This window comes from Modestobacter sp. Leaf380 (assembly GCF_001424485.1).
Lineage (GTDB): Bacteria > Actinomycetota > Actinomycetes > Mycobacteriales > Geodermatophilaceae > Klenkia.
Genome location: NZ_LMQC01000023.1, coordinates 20,466 through 40,596, shown reverse-complemented (window position 1 = coordinate 40,596; position 20,131 = coordinate 20,466). Strand labels below are relative to the sequence as shown.

18 protein-coding genes are annotated in these 20,131 nt (G+C 73.6%); 10 read left to right on the top strand and 8 right to left on the bottom strand.

Annotation, left to right across the window (positions count from 1 at the left end; genetic code table 11):
* Positions 1–12 precede the first annotated feature (12 nt).
* Positions 13–867 (bottom strand): SDR family NAD(P)-dependent oxidoreductase, encoded by an 855-nt coding sequence (locus tag ASG41_RS20585; protein ID WP_056299983.1) that lies wholly within the window; start codon positions 865–867, stop codon positions 13–15.
* Positions 868–1,080: 213 nt separating this feature from the next.
* Here ASG41_RS20585 and ASG41_RS20580 point away from each other — a divergent pair, with 213 nt between their 5' ends.
* The 5 genes from ASG41_RS20580 to ASG41_RS20560 all read left to right on the top strand — a co-directional run bounded on the left by ASG41_RS20580 (position 1,081) and on the right by ASG41_RS20560 (position 6,627).
* Positions 1,081–2,109 (top strand): zinc-binding dehydrogenase, encoded by a 1,029-nt coding sequence (locus tag ASG41_RS20580; RefSeq protein WP_056299980.1) that lies wholly within the window; start codon positions 1,081–1,083, stop codon positions 2,107–2,109.
* A gap of 37 nt (positions 2,110–2,146) precedes the next feature.
* Positions 2,147–3,655 (top strand): aldehyde dehydrogenase, encoded by a 1,509-nt coding sequence (locus ASG41_RS20575; RefSeq protein ID WP_056299978.1) that lies wholly within the window; start codon positions 2,147–2,149, stop codon positions 3,653–3,655.
* A gap of 32 nt (positions 3,656–3,687) precedes the next feature.
* Entirely contained in the window at positions 3,688–4,515 is an 828-nt protein-coding gene (locus tag ASG41_RS20570; RefSeq protein ID WP_056299975.1) for an IclR family transcriptional regulator, read from the top strand.
* Positions 4,516–4,670: 155 nt separating this feature from the next.
* Positions 4,671–5,348: an aspartate/glutamate racemase family protein gene (locus tag ASG41_RS20565; protein ID WP_082557180.1), complete on the top strand. Its 678-nt coding sequence runs from the start codon at positions 4,671–4,673 to the stop codon at positions 5,346–5,348.
* A gap of 25 nt (positions 5,349–5,373) precedes the next feature.
* On the top strand, positions 5,374–6,627 hold the full coding sequence (locus ASG41_RS20560; RefSeq protein ID WP_056299968.1) for a four-carbon acid sugar kinase family protein: 1,254 nt from the start codon (positions 5,374–5,376) through the stop codon (positions 6,625–6,627).
* A gap of 92 nt (positions 6,628–6,719) precedes the next feature.
* Here the strand turns inward: ASG41_RS20560 and ASG41_RS20555 are convergent, their stop codons facing one another.
* Positions 6,720–7,247 (bottom strand): cupin domain-containing protein, encoded by a 528-nt coding sequence (locus ASG41_RS20555; protein WP_056299964.1) that lies wholly within the window; start codon positions 7,245–7,247, stop codon positions 6,720–6,722.
* Between the two features lie 68 nt (positions 7,248–7,315).
* A complete protein-coding gene (locus ASG41_RS20550) occupies positions 7,316–7,711 on the bottom strand; it encodes a nuclear transport factor 2 family protein (protein ID WP_056299961.1) in 396 nt (131 codons plus the stop codon).
* A 204-nt stretch (positions 7,712–7,915) separates the two neighbouring features.
* Here ASG41_RS20550 and ASG41_RS20545 point away from each other — a divergent pair, with 204 nt between their 5' ends.
* From ASG41_RS20545 to ASG41_RS20535, 3 genes are read left to right on the top strand one after another with little or no spacing between them, the layout of a single operon-like run.
* Positions 7,916–9,361 carry a sugar porter family MFS transporter gene (locus ASG41_RS20545; RefSeq protein WP_200939159.1) on the top strand — a complete coding sequence of 482 codons (1,446 nt, stop codon included), beginning with the start codon at positions 7,916–7,918 and terminating at the stop codon, positions 9,359–9,361.
* Between the two features lie 60 nt (positions 9,362–9,421).
* Entirely contained in the window at positions 9,422–10,189 is a 768-nt protein-coding gene (locus ASG41_RS20540; protein WP_056299956.1) for a glucose 1-dehydrogenase, read from the top strand.
* 59 nt (positions 10,190–10,248) lie between these two features.
* Positions 10,249–11,841, top strand: a complete 1,593-nt coding sequence (locus tag ASG41_RS20535) for an AMP-binding protein (RefSeq protein ID WP_056299952.1) — start codon at positions 10,249–10,251, stop codon at positions 11,839–11,841.
* A gap of 33 nt (positions 11,842–11,874) precedes the next feature.
* Here ASG41_RS20535 and ASG41_RS20530 read toward each other — a convergent pair whose 3' ends face one another.
* The 5 genes from ASG41_RS20530 to ASG41_RS23825 all read right to left on the bottom strand — a co-directional run bounded on the left by ASG41_RS20530 (position 11,875) and on the right by ASG41_RS23825 (position 18,023).
* The gene (locus tag ASG41_RS20530; protein ID WP_235564984.1) at positions 11,875–12,822 is read right to left on the bottom strand and encodes a zinc-binding dehydrogenase; all 948 of its coding nucleotides are present in this window, start codon (positions 12,820–12,822) and stop codon (positions 11,875–11,877) included.
* Between the two features lie 67 nt (positions 12,823–12,889).
* On the bottom strand, positions 12,890–13,423 hold the full coding sequence (locus tag ASG41_RS20525) for a cyclophilin-like fold protein (protein ID WP_157519591.1): 534 nt from the start codon (positions 13,421–13,423) through the stop codon (positions 12,890–12,892).
* A gap of 185 nt (positions 13,424–13,608) precedes the next feature.
* Complete coding sequence (locus ASG41_RS20520; protein WP_082557178.1) at positions 13,609–15,630, bottom strand: transglycosylase domain-containing protein; 2,022 nt, start codon at positions 15,628–15,630, stop codon at positions 13,609–13,611.
* Positions 15,631–15,720: 90 nt separating this feature from the next.
* Positions 15,721–17,367, bottom strand: a complete 1,647-nt coding sequence (locus tag ASG41_RS20515; RefSeq protein ID WP_056299939.1) for a hypothetical protein — start codon at positions 17,365–17,367, stop codon at positions 15,721–15,723.
* A complete protein-coding gene (locus tag ASG41_RS23825) occupies positions 17,364–18,023 on the bottom strand; it encodes a class I SAM-dependent methyltransferase (protein WP_200939158.1) in 660 nt (219 codons plus the stop codon). The genes ASG41_RS20515 and ASG41_RS23825 overlap by 4 nt, the downstream gene beginning before the upstream one ends.
* A gap of 208 nt (positions 18,024–18,231) precedes the next feature.
* Between ASG41_RS23825 and ASG41_RS25335 the strand changes: the two genes are divergently transcribed.
* Together ASG41_RS25335 and ASG41_RS20500 are read left to right on the top strand one after the other, a co-directional pair.
* The gene (locus ASG41_RS25335; RefSeq protein WP_056299935.1) at positions 18,232–19,476 is read left to right on the top strand and encodes a sensor histidine kinase; all 1,245 of its coding nucleotides are present in this window, start codon (positions 18,232–18,234) and stop codon (positions 19,474–19,476) included.
* A complete protein-coding gene (locus ASG41_RS20500) occupies positions 19,473–20,120 on the top strand; it encodes a response regulator transcription factor (RefSeq protein WP_056299933.1) in 648 nt (215 codons plus the stop codon). Before ASG41_RS25335 ends, ASG41_RS20500 begins: the two co-directional genes overlap by 4 nt.
* Positions 20,121–20,131 lie beyond the last annotated feature (11 nt).

The following is a 20,131-nucleotide window of genomic DNA, read 5'->3' as shown; positions in this document are numbered from 1 at the left end:
TGGCGGTGTGGGTCAGCTGCTGTGCGTGTAGCCGCCGTCGCAGGCGATGGTCTGACCGGTGATGAACGCCGAGGCCGGGGAGGCCAGGAAGAGCATGATCCCGACCAGGTCGGTGGGCACCATGCCCCGCGGGATGCACTGCAGGGAGGCTGCGCGCTCGCGCACCGCGGTGGTGGGGTTGACGGCACGGTCGACCTCGGTGGCCACGCTGCCGGGCCGGATGCAGTTGACGGTGATCCCGTGCCGCCCCAGCTCGCGGGCGAGTGAGTTGGTCATGCCGATCACCGCGGACTTCGACGTCACGTAGTGCAGGTAGTCCACCGTGCCGCGGGTGACGGCGTCGGAGGAGACGTTGACGATGCGCCCGGAGCCCGCGGCGCGCATGTGCGGCGCCACGGCCCGGGCGCACAGGTAGGCGCCGGTGATGTTCACGCGCATGACCTGCTCCCAGCGGGCCAGCGGGATCTCGTCGAAGGGCAGCTTCTCCAGGGTGGCGAAGACCGAGGCGTTGTTGATCAGGACGTCCACCCGGCCGAGCTCGGCCACGACCGTGTCGACCATGGCCTGCACCGACGTCTCCTCGCCCACGTCGACCCGTACGGCCAAGCCACGCCCGCCGGCGTCGGTGATCTCGGTGACCACGCCCTGGGCCTTGCCCAGGTCCAGGTCGGCGACGACGGCGGTCGCCCCGGCGGCGGCGAACTGCCGTGCGAGTTCCCGGCCGATGCCCTGTCCCGACCCGGTCACGATGACGACGAGCCCGGCGACGGCGAAGTCCCGGGCCGACGCCGGGACCCCGGAGTCCGACGGGGCGTGGGTGGGGAGTGTGGGGCTCGTCGGTGCAGTGCTCGACGGTGCAGTGCTCATCGGGGGTCCTCGCAGCGGTGCATCGTGGCGGACGGGGGGACCACGCGCGGGGCGCGGTCCGTCGGATGATCGGACCGCCGGCACCGGAGATCGTCTCGGGTAGTGAATATCCCATTTCATGGGATAATGTCAACGCACGGACGTCACCGGTGGGTCTCCGCCGCCGCTGTCGTCGCGCGCCGTGACCATGAGCTGCCGACCCTGGAGTACGACATGAGAGCCGTGGTCTTCCTCGGTGCAGGTGAGATCGAGCTGCAGCAGCGACCCGACCCCCGGCCCGCCCTCGACGGGGTCGTCGTCCGGATCCGGGCCTCGGGGATGTGCGGCAGCGACCTGCACCACCTCGACGGCCCCCGCCGCACCCCCGACGAGCAGGTGGTCGAGGGGCACGAACCCTGCGGCGTGGTCGAGTCCGTCGGCGCGGCCGTGCGGCCCGGAGAGGCCCGGGTGGGCGATCGCGTGATGGTGCACCACTACGACGGCTGTCGCACCTGTCGGCACTGCCGGTCGGGCTGGACCCAGTACTGCACCCGGGGGCGGGTGGTCTTCGGTGGGCTCGACGGCGACGGCGGGCACGCGGACCTGATGGCCGTCCCGGCGCACGCGCTGATCGCGCTGCCCGACGAGCTGTCCTTCAGCACCGGGGCGGCCCTCTCCTGTGGCACCGGGACCGCCTTCGCCGCCATCGAGCGCGTCGCGCTGACCGCCGACGAGACGGTGGCGGTCTTCGGCCAGGGCCCGGTCGGCCTCAGTGCCACCCTGCTGGCCAAGGCCTTCGGCGCCCGGGTGATCGCCGTCGACGTCGACCCCGCCCGACTGGCGATGGCCCGGCGGACCGGCGCCGACCACGTCGTGGACGCGCGCGAGGGGGACCCGGTCGCCGCGGTCCGGGCGCTGACCCGGGACGGCGAGGGCGTGGACAAGTCCCTGGAGTGCAGTGCGGTCCCCGTCGTCCGGCGGCAGGCCGTCGAGGCCCTCCGCCCCTGGGGCACCGCCTGCATGGTCGGGGTCTTCGGCCCCCTGGAGGTGGACAGCAACGAGCTCATCCACCACCGCAAGACCATCGTGGGGTCGCTGACCGCCAGCAAGAACCAGCTCCAGGACTGTGCCCGGTTCGTGGTCGACCGCGGGCTGGACGTCGAGTCCCTCATCACCCACCGGTTCCCCCTCGCCGCCGCCGAGCGGGCGTACCGCCTCTTCCAGCGGCAGGAGATCGGCAAGGGCGTCCTGCTCAACGACTGACGACACCGTCCCGACCGACCCGACGAGAGGCACCCCCGTGACGACGTCACCGACCCCCAGCACCCCCACCGAGCCGGGCGCGGCAGCCCGGGCCTTCCTGTCCCGGGGGCCGCTGCAGCTGCTCATCGACGGCGTGCACCGCCCGGCGTCGTCGGGTGCCACGCTCCCCACGCGGGACCCCTCGACCGGGGAGGTCCTCGCCGAACTGGCGGCCGGCGACCGGGTCGACGTCGACCTCGCCGTCGCCGCGGCCCGGGCCGCCTTCGAGGGGCCCTGGCGGACCTGGTCCCCCTACGAGCGCCAGGCACTGCTGAACCGGGTCGGCCGGGTGCTCGACGAGCACTTCGACGAGCTCGTCGAGCTGGAGTCCCTGGACATGGGGGCCCCGGTGGCCCGGCTGCTGGGCAGTCGGCCGGCGCTGCAGAAGATGCTGGCCTTCTTCGCCGCCCAGGCGCTGACCATCAGCGGCGAGACGCTGCTCAACGGGGTGCCCGGGGACGTCGCGACGATGACCCTCAAGGCCCCGGTGGGCGTCGTCGGGGGGATCATCCCGTGGAACGGACCGCTCAACGGCCAGTTCTGGATCGTCGGGGCGGTGCTGGCCAGCGGGTGCACCGCCGTCCTCAAGCCCTCCGAGGAGGCCTCCCTGACCGTGCTGCGCGTGGCCGAGCTGCTGCTGGAGGCCGGCGTCCCCGCCGGCGTGGTGAACGTGGTGACCGGGTGGGGCGCGCAGGCCGGTCAGGCCCTCGCCGACCACCCCGACGTGGACCGGATCGCCTTCACCGGTTCCACCGAGACCGGGCGCTCGATCATCCGGTCCTCCACCGGCAACATCAAGAAGCTGCAGCTGGAGCTGGGCGGCAAGTCCGCGGACATCGTGTGCGCCGACGCCGACCTGGACCGGGCCGTGCCCGGCGCGGCGATGGGCGTGTTCGCCAACTCCGGGCAGATCTGCTTCGCCGGCACCCGGGTGCTGGTGCAGCGGCCGGTCGTCGAGGAGTTCACCGAGCGCCTGCTCGCCTACGTGGACGGGCTGCGCGTCGGCCGGGGCCTGGACGCCGGGGTCGACCTGGGCCCGGTGGTGTCCCGGACGCAGCTGGACCGGGTGCTGGACTACGTCCGGATCGGCCGGGCCGAGGGCGCGCAGCTGCTGCGCGGGGGAGGTCGGGTGGGCGGGGACCTGGAGAACGGCTACTTCGTGGAGCCGTGCGTGTTCGGTGAGGTCACCAACTCCATGCGCATCGCCCGGGAGGAGGTCTTCGGACCGGTGCTGTCGATCCTGCCCTTCGACGACGTCGAGGAGGCCATCACGATCGCCAACGACAGCGACTACGGCCTGGCCGGCGCGGTGTGGTCGCAGAGCCTGTCCACCGCGCTGCAGGTCGTGCGCGGTGTGCACACCGGCACCATGTGGGTCAACTGCTACGGGCTCATCGACCCCCTGGTCGGCTTCAGCGGGACCAAGCTGAGCGGCTACGGCGCCAAGGGGACGGCTGCGCACATGGACACGTACCTCTACACCAAGAGCGTGTACCTGCAGCTGTGAGCGGAGCCCGTGGGGACCGATATCGTGCGGGGGTGCCTGCACCCGAGTCACCGGACGGTCCGGACCCCGAGGACCGGGAGTCCGTGGGCGGTGGTGCCGACGACGCCGCCGGCAGCCCGGCCAAGACCTTCCAGATCCTGGACCTCTTCAGCGCCGAGCGGCCCGTGTGGTCGACGGCGTCGATCATCGACGCCGTCCAGGCCTCCCGGTCGACCGGGTACCGCTACATCAAGACCCTGCACGACGCGGGGCTGCTGACCTCCGTTCGCAACGGCTACTACAGCCTGGGTCCGCGGATCATCGAGATGGACCTGCAGATCCGGCTCACCGACCCGTTGCTGTTGGCCAGCGACGGCGTGCTGGAGGGTCTGGTGGACACCATCGGCCACTCCGCGCTGCTGTGCACGGCGTTCCGGGAGTCCGTGCTGTGCATCGGGGAGTACCGGGCGCCGTCCAGTCCGACCAACCGGTTCCGCCGGGGGCAGCGGCGTCCGCTCTTCCAGGGGGCGGTGTCCAAGGTGATCCTGGCCCACCTCCCGCACTACCGGCTCAAGGCCATCTACGCCCAGCACGAGCAGGCCATCGCCGATGCCGGGCTCGGGCGCGACTGGGCCGAGTTCCGGGCGGCCCTGGGCACCATCAAGCGCGACGGGCACCTGGTGACGCTGGGGGAGTTCAACCCCGGGGTGTACGGCGTGGCCGCACCGGTGCTCACCCCGCAGCGCACGGCGCTGGGCAGCGTCGGGGTCGCCTGGGACGAGGTCGAACGGCGCGATGTGGAACTCGAGCAGGCGGTGCGGGCCGTCACGGAGGCCGCGGCCACCATCTCGGCGCGCCTCCAGGAGCGCCAGACCGACTGAACGCCCCTCTGCCTGTTGTGTAGTCCCACATGCCGGGATATCGTGCAGGGGTTCCTGTCTCGACCGGCAGCGGACATCGACGTCCCGGTCGCCCCGCCCCCTGGTGGACACCGGGTGCACGGCGTCCACGACGACGCCAGATGAGGGAGTGCCCCGTGCCGAAGAAGATCGCCATCCTGCACACGAGCTTCGTGTTCGTCTCCGTCGAACCCGCGATCAACGACCTCATCGCCGAGCTCATCCCCGATGCCGAGGTCCTGCACTTCGTGGACTCCGACGTGCTGGCCACGGTGGTCCGCGAGCAGGGCATCTCCACCCGGAGCGAGGAGCGGATGACCCACCTGGCCCAGGCCGCCGAGGCCGCCGGTGCCGACATCATCTTCTCCGCGTGCTCCTCGCTGGGGCCCGCGCTCGACGTCGCCGCCACCCACGTCTCCACCCCGGTGCTCAAGATCGACGAGGCGATGGCGATCCGCGCCGCCGGGGAGGGCAGCCGCATCGGGGTGCTGGCCACCGTCCCCACCACCCTGGGCCCCACCTCCGACCTCATCGCGGCCCAGGCCCGGGCGCAGGGCCGCGAGGTGTCCCTGCAGCAGCGGCTGTGCCCGGGTGCCTTCGACGTGCTGATGTCCGGTGACCGCGAGCGGCACGACGCGATGATCGCCGAGCAGGCGGTCGACCTGGCCCGCGAGGTCGACCTGATCGTGCTGGCGCAGGCGTCGATGTCGCGCCTGGCCGGCACGCTGGCCGACACCACCGGGCTCACGGTGCTCACCAGCCCGCGGATGGGTGTCGACCTGCTCGCCTCCCGCGTCGCCGCCCTGCCCGCCTGACCGCGCGCCCAGGACAGGGGACCCGATGAAGACCGTCGTCCTGGACGACGACCCGACCGGCACCCAGTCGGCGACCGGTGTCACGGTGCTGCTGGGCAGCACCGGGGAGCGACTGCTCGCCGCCCTGCGCGCGACGGACTCCGTCTACGTGCAGACCAACAGCAGGGCGCTGGACGAGGAGCAGGCCGTCGCCCTGGTCCGCCGGGTCCGGGCCGACGGCGAGGCGGCCGCAGCGGAGCTGGGGGAGCCGGTCAGGTTCGTCCTGCGCGGGGACTCCACGCTGCGCGGCCACGTGTTCGCCGAGTCCGAGGTCTTCCTCGACGGGGACGCCGTCCTGCTCTTCGTGCCGGCCTTCCCCGACGGCGGGCGCACCACCCGCGACGGCGTGCACCGGGTCCGGGTCGGGGACCAGGACCTGCCGGCCCACGAGACCGAGTACGCCCAGGACCCGGTGTTCCCCTTCGGTACCGGCGTGCTGGTCGACTACGTCGCCGAGAAGTCCGCCCGCCACGCGGTCGCGGTGCCCCTGGACCGGGTCCGGGCCGGGGGGCTGGCTGCCGTCCTCCGGGACGCACCAGGTGGGGCCGTGGTGCTCCCCGACGCCGTCGAGGCCGGTGACGTCGACCTGATCGCCCGGGCCGTGGAGGACGCGACCGCCGCGGGTCGTCGGGTCGTGGTCCGCTGTGCCGCCCCGCTGGCGGCCGCCCTCGCCGGCGTGCCGAGCACGGGACTGCTGGCCACCCCGGTGGTGCAGGCGCCCGGCCGGGTGCTGCTGGTGTGCGGTTCGCACACTCAGGGCGCCGGTGCCCAGCTCTCCCCGATCGCCGCGGCGTGGGGCGACCCGGCCGTCATCGACACCATCGCGGCGCTGGCCGACCCGGTCGCCGCCGGGCTCGCGACGGCAGCGGCAGCCCGGCAGGCCTTCGCCGGGGCGCCGGTCGTGCTCCTGGCCACGGACCGGTCGCGGTCCCCGGAGCACAACACCCTCGACCACGGCGAGCGGGTCATGCGGGCGCTCACCACGGCGGTGACGGACCTGCTCCCCGAGGTGGACGTGGTCGTCGCCAAGGGCGGCATCACCTCCGCGGAGGTCGCCAGCACCGGGATCGGGGCCACGTCCGCCCTCGTCCTGGGCCAGGTCCTGCCCGGGGTGTCGGTCTGGCAGCTGACCGCTGCCGACGGCCGGGACCTGCTCTACGTCGTCGTCCCCGGCAACGTGGGTGGACCCGACACCCTCACGCGCGTGCTGGACGCCGTGGACACCCGGGTGCCGGTGTGAGCCCGACCGGCTGACGCACGCCCCGGGCCCGGGACGACGAGGACCTCCTCGCCGTCCCGGGCCCGGGCCTGCTCGTCGGTGTGACCGGTGGCTCAGCGCCGGGCGCTCACGTGCACCGCGGAGACCACGCAGGGCTCGGTGGTGCGGTTGCGCCAGGCGTGCTTGGTGCCGCGCTGGATGATCGTGTCGCCCACCCGCATCGTGGTCTCGCCGGTGTCGAGCAGCACGCAGGCCTCACCGGAGATCACCGTCACGATGTCGATGGTGTCGGTGGTGTGCATGCCCGGGGCGTCGTCGGGGTCGACGGCGCCACCGGCCCCGGACTCGGCCAGGATGCGCGCGTAGCCACCCTCGTAGTCCCACTCGCTGTCCGGGGCGAACGCGGTGATCACGTAGTTGAGACCCGCGGGCGGCGGCGGGATGACGTCGGCGCCCCCCGGTCCGGTGGGCGCCGTCGTCGGGGTCGGCACCTCGACGGCCTGCCACAGGTGGTTGCGGGTGTAGCCGTCGGCGACCAGGCGGTCGGTCGTGGGGCCGTCGCTGACGAACGTCGACCTCCCGTCCTCGTCCAGGCCGGTGACGATCAGGCGTGACTGGACGTCGCGGTGTGCTCCGGGCATCAGAGGTCCTTCGCTGTGCGGTGGGTGGGGTGGGTGTTCAGCGGGTCAGCGGTCAGGCGGTCAGGGGGTCACGCGCCCTCGCGCTCCAGGGCGGCGAAGACCGGGGCGTTGTCGACCCAGATGCGCTGGTCGGTGAAGACGCCGTCGACGACGGTGATCGCCGTGGCGGCAGGGATCTCCAGGACCGTGCCCGCCCGGGTGGTCCACCGGCCGAGGGACTCCAGGACGACGACACCGTCCTCCTCCTCCCAGACCCGGACGAGGTCGTGGGCCAGGGACCGGACCCGGTCGAGCACGTCGCCGAAGGCCTCGACGACCGCTTCTCGGCCCTGGATCGGTGCGGCGTTCCCGAAGGTCAGGGTCATGTCCTGGGCGTAGTAGCCGGCGAGGAGGTCGCGGCGGTTGGCCTCCATCGCGGCGTAGTAGGCGGTCAGCAACTCCGTGGTCTGGGTGCTCGCGCGCATGGGATCGGCCTCTCGGGAGCGTGGGCGGCCGGACCCCGGGGGTGGCGGCCGTCGGGTGGCCCGGCTGGTGTCGATGCCCGGCCGGTTTGTTGACGATGTCCCACAGTACAGGATATCTTTCCGGCACTGTGTCTCAGGCCATACCGGCCAGGCGCTCCCTTGTCCCACGACCGCGGTCGACGTCGACCGGCGAAGAGGATGATCGTGACCCAGATCGACGCACCCACGCGTGCCCCGGCCCCCTCCGGTGGCCACGAGGACTCCCGCACGTTCCTCTTCCGGCTCACCGCCATCGCCAGCCTCGGTGGCCTGCTCTTCGGCTTCGACACCGGCGTCATCGCCGGTGCGCTGGTCTACCTGCGGGAGGACCTGGCGCTGACCACCCTCACCGAGGGCCTGCTGGTGACCTCGCTGTTGTTCCCCGGCGCCACGGCGGGGGCGCTGCTGGGTGGACCCATCGCCGACCGGCTGGGCCGCAAGCGCTCGCTGGTGATCTCCGGCGTCGTCTTCGTGGTCAGCACCGCGGCGTGTGCGCTGGCGCCGGACGTGCCGACCCTGGTCCTCTCCCGCGTCGCCCTGGGCTACGCGGTCGGCGCTGCCTCCGTCGTCGTGCCGCTGTACCTCGCGGAGATGGCGCCCGCCTCCCAGCGCGGCCGCATCGTCACGGTCAACCAGCTGATGCTGGTCATCGGGCTCTTCCTGGCCTTCGTGATGAACGCGGTGCTCGCCAACCTGATCGACAGCCAGGGCGTGTGGCGCTTCATGCTCGGCATCGCCGTCATCCCGGCGGTCGCCTTCCTGCTGGGCATGATGAGCCTGCCCGACACCCCGCGCTGGTACGCCAGCAAGCAGCGCTGGGCCGAGGCGCGGGAGACCCTGGAGCGCGCCCACCCCGCCGAGCAGGCCGCGCAGGAGTACCGCCAGATCACCGAGCTCGTGCAGGCCGACAGCAAGCAGCCCAAGACCTCGGTGCTGGCCGTGCTGAAGAGCTCGCCCTGGATGAAGCGGCTGATCCTGGTCGGCATCGTGCTGGCCGTGGCCCAGCAGACCACCGGCATCAACGTGGTCATGTACTACGCCCCGACCGTGCTGGAGACCTCGGGCTTCACCCGGTCGGCATCCCTGCTGGCCTCGGTCACCGTCGGGATCGCGATGATCGTCTTCACCGTGCTGGGGATGTGGATCCTCGGGCTCATGGGGCGGCGCCGGATGATGCTGCTGGGCTTCGGCGGCGTGGCAGCCTCGCACCTGGGCCTGCTGGCCGTCTACCTGCTGCCGTCCTCGACGCTGCGGTCCTCGCTGATCCTGGTCTTCATGCTGCTGGTCACCGCGTTCATGGTGACCTTCCTGGGCACGACCGGCTTCATCGTCTTGTCCGAGCTCTTCCCGCTGCCCATCCGCGGCTTCGCCATGGGCGCTTCCCTGGGTGGGCTCTGGGTCGCCAACGCCCTGATCTCCTTCCTGTTCCCGATCCTGGCGGAGTCGCTGGGGTCGGTCACCGTCTTCGGCGGGTTCATGGTGCTCAACGTGCTGGCTGCGCTGTTCGCCTTCCGGTACATCCCCGAGACCAAGGGCCGCACCCTCGAGGAACTCGAGGTCGACCTGCGCGAGCGCTACAGCGCCCCCTCGGCGACCCGCCCCGTCGGCTGAGCGACACCACCACGTGACCACCACCTGGACCACCCGATCCACAGAGAGCAGGAGCGTCAGATGACCCAGCCCAGGTTCACCGGCAAGGTCGCGTTCGTCACCGGTGCCGGCAGCGGCATCGGCCGCGCCACCGCCGTCGCCTTCGCCGCGGAGGGTGCCCGGCTCGCCGTGCTCGACGTCGACGCCGCGGCCAACGAGGAGACCGCCCGCCTGGTGGCCGAGCACGGGGGTGAGGTCCTCGCCCTCACCTGCGACGTCACCTCCTCCCGAGACGTCGCCGCCGCCGTCGCCGGCACGGTGGAGCGGTTCGGTCGGCTGGACGCCGCCTTCAACAACGCCGGCATCGAGCAGCCCGCGGCGCCGCTCACCGACATCGAGGAGGACGCCTGGGCCCGGTTGATCGCCGTCGACCTGACCAGCGCGTTCCTGTGCATGAAGCACCAGATCCCGGCGATGCTGGCGAACGGCGGGGGCTCGATCGTGAACACCTCCTCCGGTGCCGGGGTCGTCGGCATCGCCGGACAGGCGGCCTACGTCGCGGCCAAGCACGGGCTGATCGGCCTGACCAAGTCCGCTGCGCTGGACTACGCAGCCCAGGGCATCCGGGTCAACGCCGTCTGTCCCGGCATCATCGAGACCCCGATGATGAACCGGTTCTCCGGTGGCACCGACGAGGGCCGCGCCCGGGTGATCGGCCAGGAGCCCGTCGGTCGGATGGGCCGGCCGGAGGAGATAGCCTCCGCCGTCCTGTGGTTGTCCTCCGACCTCGGCGCGTTCGCGACCGGCATGGCGATGGTCGTGGACGGCGGGCAGACCGTGGGTCTCTGAGCCCACCGCAGCAGGTCCGTGACCCGCCCGGAGGGGTCGTCGACGAGAGGGAACCGCACGTGGCACCAGAGACATCAGCGGACACCCTCTTCGGAGGCCTCACCTCCGGGCTGCAGAGCAGGGGGCTCGACCGTCGTGCCCTGGCCGGACGACGTGAGGGCGTCGACTGGGTCGAGCTCACCGGCGCACAGCTGCTGGCGGAGGTCGCGGCGGTGAGCACCCGGCTGGCAGAGCTGGGCCTCCGCGCCGGTGACGTGCTGTGCCTGCAGTTGCCCAACGGGCTCGAGGCGGTCGTCTACACGTACGCGGCGGCTCGGATCGGAGCCGTGGTGTGCCCGCTCACCACGATCTACCGGCGCCGGGAACTCGGCCACGTCCTGCGGCGCACCCGGTGCACGATCCTGGTGGTGCCCTCCCGGCACCGGCGCTTCGACCACGCAGGTCTCGCCGCGACGTTGCTCGGGGAGGTGTCGACCCTCCAGCACGTGATCTGCGTGGGCGAGACGGCGCACGCCGGTCTGCTGGGCAGCGCGGTGCTGCGCGAGCCGCTGAGCGGGGCCCCGACCCCGGTCACGCCGACCGGCCTCGACGACCCCGCGGTCCTCGCGTTCACCTCGGGCACCACGGGTGAGCCCAAGGGCGTCATGCACTCCGCGGCCTCCATGCACGCTGCCGTCGACGGCTTCGTCGGACATGCCGGCTTCGGGGAGGGCCTGCGGTCGTTGGTCGTCTCCCCCTTCGGTCACCTCACCGGCTTCACGTGGGGCATCGTGATGCCGCTGCGGGGTGGCGGGGAGGTCGTGCTGCAGGAGTCCTGGGACGCCGAGGAGGCCCTGGACCTCACCGCGCGGTACGACGTGTCGTTCTCGATGGGCGCCACCCCGTTCCTCACCGACCTGCTCGCCGCAGCGGGGCGACCCGGTGCCCGACTGCCCGCGGTGTTCGTCTGCGCAGGGGCTCCCATCCCCCCGGTGCTCGTCGAGCGGGCGGTGGCTCGGCACGGCTGTCGGGTGGTCGCCGGCTGGGGGATGAGCGAGTACCCCATCGGGACGTCGACCGCCGTGGGCGACGACCCGTCGCTGGCCGGCACCAGCGACGGCCGCCCGGCTGGGCCCGCCCAGGTCCGCGTGGTCGACGAGCACGGCGACCCGGTGGCCGTCGGCGCCGAGGGGGACCTGCAGATCCGGGGCCCGGGCCTGACCATCGGCTACTACGAACGACCCGACCTCGATGCCGCCGCCCGCACCGTCGACGGGTTCCTGATGACCGGTGACCGGGCGAAGGTCGTCGACGCGCGTGGGCACATCCGGATCAGCGGACGGACCAAGGACATCATCATCCGGGGCGGGGAGAACATCCCGGTCGTCGACGTCGAGAACGTCCTGCTCACCCACCCCGCGGTGCGGGAGGTCGCCCTCGTGCCGGTCCCGCACGAGCGACTGGGCGAGACCGCGTGCGCCTGCCTGGTCCTGGTCCCCGGGACGGCAGCCCCGACTGTCGCCGAGCTGGGGGCGTTCCTGGCCGGCGAGGGCGTCGCCGTCCAGTTCTGGCCGGAGTCGCTGCGTGTGCTCGACGAGCTGCCCCGGACGCCCAGCGGCAAGATCCAGAAGTTCGCCCTCCGGAGGGTTGCGCCCCCCGGCGTGCCCGGTTGACCGGTCGACGGCGCCGGGAGGCGCGTCCGACCGTCAGCTCAGGACCAGGGCGACCTTCCCCTGGGCGTCGCCGCTGCGCAAGCGGTCCAGTGCGTCGCCCAACCGGCTGAAGGGGTGGGTGCTGTCCACGACCGGGGACAACCGCCCGTCGGCGACGGCGGGCAGCAGCTCGGTGCGCACCCCGTCCATCAGGTCACCGATCACCGCCGGCGGGGTGAGGCCGTAGGAGACCGACTGCAGGACCACTCGTCGCCGGGCCAGGGCGAACAGGTCCAGGTCGGCCCGGCCGCCCGCCAGGCGCCCGACGCTCACCACCGACCCGCCCGTGCGTGCCGCGGCCACCGCTGCGTCCAGGACGGCGCCGCCGATGTGGTCGAGCACCACGTCGGCACCCGCGCCCGCCGTCACCGACCGGGTGGCCTCGGCCAGGTCCTGCTCGTCGGTCACCACGACGTGGTCCAGGCCCGTGCCGAGCAGGAACGGCCGGCGCTGCGCGGAACGGGTGGTCCCGATGACCAGCCCAGCACCCAGGACCCGGGCGACCTGGGCGCCGATCAGCGCGATGCCGGACCCGGCCGCGGTGACCAGCACCGCGTCGCCCGCGGCCATGCCGGATCGGCGGACGGCGCCGTACTCGGTGCTCAGCGCGGTCGGCAGGGTCGCCGCTGCCGCCGGGTCCACACCCGCCGGCACGTCCAGGACGTGCCGGTGGTGGGCCACGACGTGCTCGGCGAAGGACCCGGCGGCGATGCCCGTGACCAACCGGCCACGCCACGCCGGGTCCACGTCGGCCCCGACGTCGGTCACCTCGCCGCAGAACTCGAAGCCGGGCACCTGGGGCGCGTTCACCGGGGCCAGGTCGCCGTTGTTCAGGGCCACCGCCTGCACCCGGACGAGGAGCTCGCCCTCCCCGGCGGTCGGGACCGGCCGGCGGACCAGGGTCGGCTGGTCGGTGCCCGGCTGGGCGAGGTAGGCGTTCATGTCGGTCACGGGAGGCAGTCCTTCGGCAGAGGGGGACGGTGCTGGGAGGTGTGGGGCGGGGCGGGACTCAGCGCAGCGCGATCGTCAGCTCGGTGTCGTCGGGCAGGTCGGCCAGCGGGGCGGGGTCGCCGTCCAGGCGGGCCAGCGGCACCAGCCCGCGGGACCAGGCGAAGTCCTGGTAGTAGACGGCGACGTTCCCCCACGGGGAGTAGTAGGCGAGGTCGCCGGCCGAGGGCTCGTACCCCTCTGGTGCGCCCTGGGTGCTCAGCTCGGCCGGTGGGTAGAAGACCTTCTCGGTGCTCGCGTGGTCGCTGATCGGGACCGTCATCGGCAACTGCGCGGCGAAGGCGTCGGCGGTGGGGCTGTCGACCAGCGTGGCGGTCAGCGAGAGGTCCCCGGCGGTGAGCTGGATCTGCACGGTGCCCTGTTGCTGCGGGTCCCCGGCCGCAGGGACCGGGGACGGGGCCTGCGCCGTCGGTGCGGCCGCGGCGTCCCCGCCGGGACCGGTCGTCGGGGCCGAGGGCGGGGCAGGGGAGGCCGCGGGTGGGTCCGTGGTGCCGCCCGAGCAGGCGGTGAGCGCCAGTGCCGCGACCAGTGACACGGCCCGTGCGGTGGCCCGTGCGGGGAGGGGACGGCGGCGGGCGGTGCGGGTCACGGGAGTGCCTCTCGGTCGGGGTGCGTCGAGACCAGTGCACCTGGTCGAGGTCGGATCGGGGAGGGGGACGTGGTGGGGGGAGGGGTGCTCCCCCCCATCGGGCCCCCCGCCCCGTCCTCCTGACCGGGAGATCACCGGCCGGCTGCACCGGCTGCCGGGAAGGGCGCGACGGGCGCGGCCTCCAGCACCGGGGTCAGGGCGTCGTTCCAGATGACGGCGGGCCGGTTGCCCCCGTAGCCACCCACGTCCTCGTTCTCCTTGGGGTTGAGCACCATCACGCTGGCTGCGTACTCCGGCGTGTATCCCACGAAGGTGGCGGAGAGGGCGTTCTGCGACGTGCCGGTCTTGCCGGCGATCTGGTGACCGGGCACGTAGGCCCGTGCGCCGGTCTGCCCCGGGTTGCCCGGCTCGACGTCTCGCCGCAGGACCTCGGTCAGCGTGTCGGCCACCGCGGGGGACAGCGCCCCCTCGACGCAGCGGGGGCCGGTGTCCACCGGGGTCCCGTCGAGGAGGGTGGCGGGGACACCCTCGCGGTCCACCACCGAGACCACGGGTGTCGGATCGCACTGGGTGCCCCGCGCGGCCAGCGTCGCGTAGGCGCCGGCCAGGTCCAGCGGACTGGTGGGCTCGGCGCCGAAGGTGAACGAGCCGCGGTCTTCCGCGACGATCTGCTGTGCGCTGGTCTGGTTGGGCCGGTCGAAGTCCATCCCCATGGCCTCGGCAGCGGCGACCGGGCCCTCGACACTGCCCAGCGCGTCCTCCAGGGCCAGGAAGTAGGTGTTGGAGGAGAAGACGAGCGCGTCGGCCATGGTCAGCGTGTCGGGGTAGGAGCCGGCGTTGCCGACGTCGTAGCGGCCCGACCCGTCCCGGAAGACCTGCGAGACGTAGGGGTCGGTGGTGGTGATGGTGTGCTGGGGGGAGAAGCCCCGCGCGAGTGCTGCCGCGGCGGTGAAGACCTTGTAGGTGGACCCCGACCCCTGGCTGGCGGCGTCGTTGAGCACCACGGACTCGCAGGAGGCGTCCACCGCGGCGTCGCAGCCGTAGGTGCGGTTCACGGCCATCGCGAGCACGTGCCCGGTCCCGGGCTGGACGGCGGTGAACATCCCCGCCAGGGAGTCGCCCATCGGCACGGACTCGACCACCGCCCGGTCGCCGGCGGTCTGCACGTCCGGGCGCAGCGTGGTCTGGATCGTGTAGCCGCCGTCGTCGAGCTGCTGCTGGGTCATCCCCAGCTCTTCGGTCAGGTGCTGGAGCAGGTAGGCGCAGAAGAAGCCGCCGACGGAGGCGTCGATGCAGCCGTTGGGCGGGTTCTGGGAGGGCACGGTGACCACCGGGGCCGAGGTGGCTTCCACCCGTTGCTGCTCGCTGATCGTGCCCAGGTCGGTCATCCGCTGCAGCACCTGGTCGCGGCGGGCCTGTGCGTTCTCCGGCGACGCCAGCGGGCTGTCCACCGCCGGGCTGCGCATGAGGCCGGTCAGCGTCGCTGCCTGGGGCAGCGTGAGAGCGGCCGCGTCCACGGAGAAGTAGCGCTGTGCTGCGGCCTGGATGCCGTAGGCACCCGCCCCGAAGTAGGCGATGTTGAGGTAGCGGGTGAGGATCTCCTCCTTGGAGTACGTCTCCTCCAGGGCCAACGCCAGACGTGCCTCCACGAGCTTGCGCCCGACGGACTCCTCGGTGGCCGCGGCGGCTTCCTCGGGGGTGTCGGCGGTCTGCAGGAGGGTCTGCTTGACCAGCTGCTGGGTCAGCGTCGAACCGCCCTCCACGACCCCTCCGGCGGCGAGGTTGGTGGCCAGCGCGCGCAGGGTGCCCTGGGCGTCGACCCCGCCGTGCTCGTAGAACCGGTTGTCCTCGATGGCGATCAACGCCTGCCGGACGACGTCGGGGATCTGCTCGGCCGTCACCGGCGTCCGGTTCTCCTCGTAGAACTGGGTGATCACCGACCCGTCGGCGGCCAGCACGGTGGTGTTCCCGTGGGGTGTCTGGTCGGTGAGCTCCACCGGCAGCGCCTCGAGCAGCGAGGCGGACTCGCGGGCGGCCAGGCCGGTGGCCCCGACCACCGGCAGGAGCATGCCTGCGGTGAGCGCACCGGCGACCACGACCGAGGCCGCGAGCCGGGTGAGGGTGCCGAGCGTGGTCCTCCGTCGTTCGGTCATGAGCCCCATGGTCGGTCGGTCCCCGGCCCGCGCACTCCTCCTCCGGGAGGAGAGCGGGCCGCGTGCGGAGGACCGTGCGCGCCCCACCGGTCAGCCCACCACCAGGGCGCGGGCGGCGGCGTCCAGGGCGGCGCGCTGCACGGCCGGGTCGGCGGCGGCCGGCGCCTCGGACAGCAGCACGACGACCCGGCCCTCGACCAGCCCGACGGAGTGCAGGGACCGCATCCCCTGCACGCAGCACATCCAGCCCTGCTTCACCGCGGTACCCGCCGGCGCGGCCCCGTCGACGGCGAGGCCGAACCGCTGGTCGAAGCCGTCGGCGCCCGCGGGGGTGATCGCCGACAGCGCACCGGTGAGCACGGCGGTGTCCTCGGGGGACGCGGTGGTGGGCACCAGCTCCAGGAAGCGGCCCAGGTCGTCGGCCGTGGTGACCGTCTGGCCCCACTGGCCCGGCTGCGCCGGGGCGCGGGTGCCCGTGAGCCCGTACCGGGCGACGACGTCGGCGAGCACCGAGGGCCCGTCGTAGGCGACCCACAGTCGGGAGGCGGCGTCGTCGTCGGAGGCACTGAGCATCGCCTGCAGGGAGGCGAGGTCGTCCGCAGGCAGCAGGGTGCCGGCGCTCCGGTGGGAGTGCAGCACCCCCTCGGCCAGGTAGAGCTTGACCAGCGACGCGGTGTGGAAGGGGCGGGTCGGTGACCAGGAGGCCTGTGCCCGGGCCTGCCCACGGTCGGTGGCGTCCGCGGTGGTGGAGGTGGCCGGGGGAGCGCCGCCGCTGACGAGGACGGCGAGCGTCCCGGCCGCGCCGAAGGCCTCGCGCGCGGCCGACACCGCGTCCCGGGGTGTCCACGCAGGAGCGGCGGCCACAGCGGGCTGCTCGCCCCCGGGCAGTTCCGGCACGACCGGGCTCGGGGTCGGGGTGTCCGGGGTCGGGGTGTTCGGGGTCGGGGTGCCCGAGGGAGCGGTGACGGTCGAGGTCGCCGAGGCGATCGCGATGCCGGTGTCCGCGACGACCCCGGTCAGCGCCACCGTCACGACGGTCGCGGCTGCCCCGGCGGAGCACAGCAGGCCCCAGCCCGGGGCGCTGCGACGTGACCGGACGGCGAACCCGGTCCGGTCCGGGCGACGCCGGCGGTCGCGCACCCACAGGACGACGCCGGCGGCCAGCAACAGGGGCAGGCCCAGCAGCGTGAGCGCCAGCCTCGGCCCCTCGGGGGCAGCACCCACGAGGGCACCGACGAGCACGAGCCCTCCGGCCCACGCGGTCGCGGCGGGCACCGCCCCGGTCAGCACGGACCGCAGCGGGATGCCGTCCCGGCCGGCCAGGCGCGGGCTCAGGGTGCGACCGCCGGCCACGAGCTGCGCACCCGCGGACGTCAGCACCGGACGGTGGGCGAGCCGGGCGGACCAGCTGTCGCCCAGCCGGTCGACGAGGTCGGTGAGCCGGCGGGGTGGCACCCGGCCCAGGACGCTGGCCGCCTGCAACGTGCGCAAGGGGTCGCGACGGGCCCGGCGGTGGCCCCACGCCACCCCGCAGGAGGTGGCGGCCACGCACACGGCGACGGTGACCGGCACCGACAGCGCACCGGACCCGGCCACCCAGCCCAGACCGACCACCGGGGTGGCCGTCGGGAGCAGCACCCCGATGCGGGAACCCGACTCCAGGACCAGCAGGACGGCCACCGCCAGCAGGCCGGCCAGTGGGGCGGCGGACAGCGCCGCGCTCAGTGCCTCGGTCACGCCGGCACCTCACGGCGGGGCCGTGTCGCGGTGTAGACCACGGCCGGGGGGACGTTCCGCCACACGACCGACGAGCGGTCGACCTGGCCGAAACCGGCCTCCAGGTCGGCGCGCTGACGACGGGCGGGCGGGGCCCAGAGGGTCCAGCCGTAGGTGAACTGGGTGAACGCCCCGGTGGGGGAGAGGGCGGCGGCGACGGAGGAGACCAGGTCGTGTCCGGCCCGCCCGGCCCACGCCTGCCAGGGCAGCCCGCTCACCACCAGGTCCGCGTCGGCCAGCTCCCGGGCCGCCAGGGCCGCGCCGAGCTCACTGGCCGGCGCCTGGACGACGTCGAGGTCGCCGAACCGGCGGTGCAGGTGCCCGATCATGGCGCCGTCCAGCTCGAGCCCGAGGTAGCGGATCTCCGGACCGGCGGTGAGCAGCGCCTGCGTGACGACACCGGTCCCGGGGCCCAGCTCGACGACCACCGGGCGGCGGCCCCGCGCGTGCGCCGCGGCCAGCGGTCGGACCATGCGCTCGGCGAGCAGCCGGGAGCTGGGGACCAGCGAGGCAGTCCGCAGCGGGTCCCGGAGGAAGGACCGGACGAAGACCGACAGCTCGGCGATCCGGGCGTCGACCTGCCCCGGTCGCGGCAGGGGGGCAGGGGTCGGTGTCACGGTGGGGTCCTCCGTCTCGGGTGGCGCCGGGCAGCGCCGCGACGTGTGGGTCGAGGTCCGCAGCCCGGGGCGCGTGACCTGTCCCCAGCGTGTCCCTCGACCCGGCCCGCGTACTCCCTCCTTCCGTCGGTGACCGCGGCCGGACGGCCGGTCCGGCTCCTCCGGAAGGAGGAGCCCGCCGAGCTCCGGCGTCCCTAGGCTGACCGTCGTGGATCCCGTCCGGCTCGCTGCGCTGCTGTCCCGTCCGTGGGCTGCCGTCCGGCTGGCGCTGCCGGCCGTGTCGATCGGCTATCTCCTCCTGCTCACCGGCGGCAGCCCGGGCCTGGTCGCCGGCCTGCTGGCGGTGCTGGTCGGCGGCGTGGCGCTGGTCGGTGCCCGCGCTCCGGTGTCGGTGGCCGTGGCGCAGGTGCTGGTGCTGGTCGTCGCCGAGTTCGCGGCCCAGGACGCGCTGCCCATGTTCAAGTTGATGGCCAGCATCGCCGTGCTCGACGTCGCGGTCCGTCGCCCGCTGCGGTCGGCCCTGACCTGCGCCGGTCTGCTGGCCGGCGTCATCGTGGTCGCCTTCGTGGCCGCCTCCGGCCAGCTCGACGTGCTGGGGTTGGCCCACCGGGCGACCTTCACCGTGGTCGCGCCGCTGCTGTTGGGCCTGTGGCTCCGCTCGGCCGCCGATGCGATCGAGCAGTCACGGTCCGCGGCCCGGGCGGCCGAGGAGGGTCGCCAGGAGGGTGTGCGCGCGGCCCGGTTGGCCGAGCGGACCGGGATCGCCCGGGAGGTGCACGACCTGGTCGCCCACCACGTCGCGTCCATCGCACTGCGCACCGCGGTCGCCCGCGAGGTGCTCACCGTGCCCGACCCCCGAGTGCGTGCGGTCCTCGACGAGGTGCACGACGCTGCGATCGTGGCGTTGGGGGACCTGCGGCAGCTGGTCTCGGTACTGAGGGACCCGGCCGCCGTGCAGGGCTCGGAGCCGTTGGGGCCGGGCCTGGTGGACCCCGCCGACCTGCCGGCGCTGGTGCAGACCGCGGTCGACCGGTCCAACGCCTCGGGCGTGCGGACGACGGCGCACACCGGCCCCGACACCGGACGGCTCGACGCCGTCCGCGGCCTCACCGTCCTGCGGGTGGTGCAGGAGGGCCTGACCAACGTGGCCAAGCACGCCGGGCCGGGCGCCGCCGCCGACGTGCACGTCGACGTCGACGACCACGTGGTCCGGGTCCGGGTGCGCGACACCCCGTCGTCGACGGGCCGCGCCGGGCGAGTCCACACGGCCGCCTTCGAACCCTCCGGACTGGGGCTGGCCGGCCTGCGCGAGCGGGCCGCGCTCCTGGGCGGCTCGCTCGTCGCCGGCCCCGCGGGCGCCGGCTGGGAGACTGCCGTGACCCTGCCCCTCGAACTCACCGCCCCGCAGTCGGAGTCCCGGGAGACCCTCGTGGCCGACGGGACCGCTCCGTGATCACGGTGCTGCTGGTCGACGACCAGGACCTGATCCGCTCCGGTCTCCGGATGCTGTGCGACGCCCAGGACGACCTCCTCGTGGTGGGGGAGGCGCGCACCGGGACCGAGGCCGTCCGGCTGGCCGAGCAGCACCGGCCCGACGTGGTGCTGATGGACCTGCGCATGCCGGGCATGGACGGCATCACCGCGACCGAGCGGATCCTGGCGCTGCGGCCGAGCACCAGGGTCGTCGTGGTCACCACCTTCGACGACGACGACCACCTGTACCCGGCGCTGGCCGCCGGTGCGTGCGGCTTCCTGACCAAGGACAGCTCACCCGGTGAGTTGTTGGCTGCCGTGCGCACCGCCTCGGCCGGCGACAGCAGCTACAGCCCCGCCGTGCTGCAGCGACTGGTCGGCGTCGCCGTCCGGGCCAGGACGACCGGTGCCGTCGCCGTCCCGCTGCCCGACCTCAGCGAGCGCGAGCGGGAGGTGCTGGCCTGCCTGGGTCTGGGGGCGAGCAACCAGGAGATCGCCACCCGGCTGCACATCGGCGTCACCACGGTCAAGACCCACGTGGCCAACCTCATGGACCGCACCGGCAGCCCCAACCGGGTGCACCTGGCCATCCTCGCCATCCGGCACGACGTCACCCCGCGATGAGGCGCTGACGC